This is a genomic window from Nonomuraea insulae (assembly GCF_042656245.1).
Genome location: NZ_JBHSPA010000150.1, coordinates 1 through 2380, shown reverse-complemented (window position 1 = coordinate 2380; position 2380 = coordinate 1). Strand labels below are relative to the sequence as shown.

At 69.6% G+C, this 2380-nt stretch carries 2 protein-coding genes; both read right to left on the bottom strand.

The window, feature by feature from the left end:
• Positions 1-5: 5 nt before the first annotated feature.
• Positions 6-785: an IS21-like element helper ATPase IstB gene (gene istB, locus ACFPZ3_RS70170; RefSeq protein WP_379525372.1), complete on the bottom strand. Its 780-nt coding sequence runs from the start codon at positions 783-785 to the stop codon at positions 6-8.
• The gene (istA, locus tag ACFPZ3_RS70165; protein WP_379525371.1) at positions 782-2260 is read right to left on the bottom strand and encodes an IS21 family transposase; all 1479 of its coding nucleotides are present in this window, start codon (positions 2258-2260) and stop codon (positions 782-784) included. The genes istB and istA overlap by 4 nt, the downstream gene beginning before the upstream one ends.
• Positions 2261-2380 lie beyond the last annotated feature (120 nt).

Below are 2380 nucleotides of genomic sequence, written 5' to 3'. Positions count from 1 at the left end.
GTTGACTACTTCTTGATCAGGCGTCCTGGTGTCCTGGTTCGTGCCTGTTTCATGCGGAAGGACTCGCCCTCGGTGACCACGACGATGCTGTGGTGCAGGAGCCGGTCCAGCAGACTGACCGCGGTGGTGTGCTCGGGCAGGAAGCGTCCCCACTGGTCAAAGGGCCAATGCGAGCCGATCCCAAGCGCGCGGCGTTCATAGGCGGCGGCCACGAACCGAAACAGCAGTTGAGCGCCGGTGTCATCGAGCGGGGCGAAGCCGACCTCGTCGATGATGATCAGGTCGGCGCGCAGCAGGTTCTCGATCACCCGGCCGACGGAGTTGTCGGCCAGCCCCCGATAGAGCGTCTCGACCAATTCGGCGGCGGTGAAGTAGCGGACCTTGTGCCCGGCCTGGATAGCGGCGACGCCCAGCGCGATGAGGCTGTGGGACTTGCCGGTGCCGGCCGGGCCGACCGCGCAATAGTTCTCCGCCGCACGGATCCATTCCAGCGAGGCGAGGTAGTCGAACGTCGCCTTCGGGATCGAGGAGGCCGCAACGTCGAACTCCTCGATGGTCTTGAGCACGGGGAAGGCGGCGGCCTTCATCCGGGCGCGGGCGTTGGAGGCATCACGCGCGGCCAGTTCGGCGTCGATCAGCGTGCGCAGGAACTCCTCAGGATTCCAGCGCTGCGTGCGGGCGGTGACCAGCAGTTCCGGAGCCAGCCGGCGGATCGTGGACAGCTTCAGCCGGCGCAGCCCGCCATCCAGGTCGGCGGCCAGCGGCGCGGGCGTGGGTGCGGTCATGACACCTGTCCGATCTTGTCCAGGGTGTACTCGGTCAACGACCGGGTCGGGACCGGCGGCAATTCCAGCAGCAGAGCCTCGCCGGCGGACGCTGGCTGCGGCGTCCCGGCCCCGGCGGCCAGGATCGAACGGACATCCTCGGCTCGCCAGCGGCGAAAGCTCACCGCCCGCTCCAGCGCCGCGATCAGCGCCTGCTCGCCGTGCGCGGCCTGCAGCGCGGCCAGCTCGACCAGGTCACCGGCCAGCCGGGTGTTGCCCGCGGCGGCCGAGCCGGTCAGGAACGACTCCGCCGCCGGGCCGAGCGCCAGAAACGCCTTCTCCGCCGCGGTCCGGGGCCGGGCGGCGCGCCGTGGCGCGGGCCGAGGACCGCCGTAGTGCTCATCGGCCACCGACGCCTCGCCGGGCGCGACCGCCAGATGGTCGGCGACGATCTCGCCCGTGGCCAGGTCGCAGATGAGCAGCCTGCCGCTTTCCTCAGCCACCGCCACCCGGGCGCCGATCAGTCGCGTCGGGACCGAGTAGCGGGCCGAGCCGAACCGCACGCAGGACAGCCGATCGACCTTGCGGGTGACCGCAGGCTTGCCGATCGCCGGCCGCAACGATGGCAGCGCGGTCAGCAGCTCCCGCTCGCCGGCCAGCCGCTCGGCCGGGATGGCGCAGATCTCCGAATGCGTCACCGTGTTGACCTCGGCGCACCACTGGCGGGCGGCCACATTGGCGACGATCAGGTCATCGAAAGGCGCCTGCGGCACGACCAGGTCGCGTTTGGCATAGCCGACCAGGTTCTCCACGATGCCCTTCGATTCCGGGTCGGCCGCCTCGCACCAGTCCGGCCGGAAACCGTAGTGGGTGGCGAAACGCACATAGTCGCTGGTGGGGATGACCTTGTTGGCGACCACGCCGCCCTTCAGGCAGCCCATTCGATCGGCCAGCACCACCTTGGGCACCCCGCCGAACTCCTCGAAGCACTCGGCCAGCAGCGCCAGCGTGGTGGCGGCCCGCTCGTTGTCGGCGAAGCGCACGAACCGCACCCTGGACCAGGCCAGCACCGCGCAGAACACGTGCAGCCCGCCGCCCGCATCACCCCAGTCGATGACCAGCATCTCGCCCGGTGTCCAGACCGCCGGCCGCCGCCCGCGATGGTGGCCGCGCCGCCATGTCTTCTTCGCCTCGGCGACCAGACGCCGGAAGTTACGCGCCGAGCCCTCATACCCGGCGGCTTGGGCCAGCGGCAGCAGCCGTTTGGCCGAGATCCTCCCGGCCGTGCTCTTGACCTTCTCGGCCACCAGATCGGCGACCGTATCGAAGTTGTGCTCGCGCCGTCTGCGGCCCGGCGGCTTGTCCCCGGACAGTGCCCGCTCGATGATGCGTCTGACGGTCTTATGCGTGGTGCCGCACATCTCAGCGGCCCCGCGATAGGTGCCTACCTCCCGGTAGGCGGCGATGATGTCCATGACTTCCCCCGAAGACTTCATGGCCGGGCAGACCCCCTGAGCGGTGATCTCGTGACTGGCTGACACCGTCACGATCACCGCTCAGGGCACACCCCTCCTCACGACACGCGAACAGCACGTAGGAGAAGCGGGGACCTATAC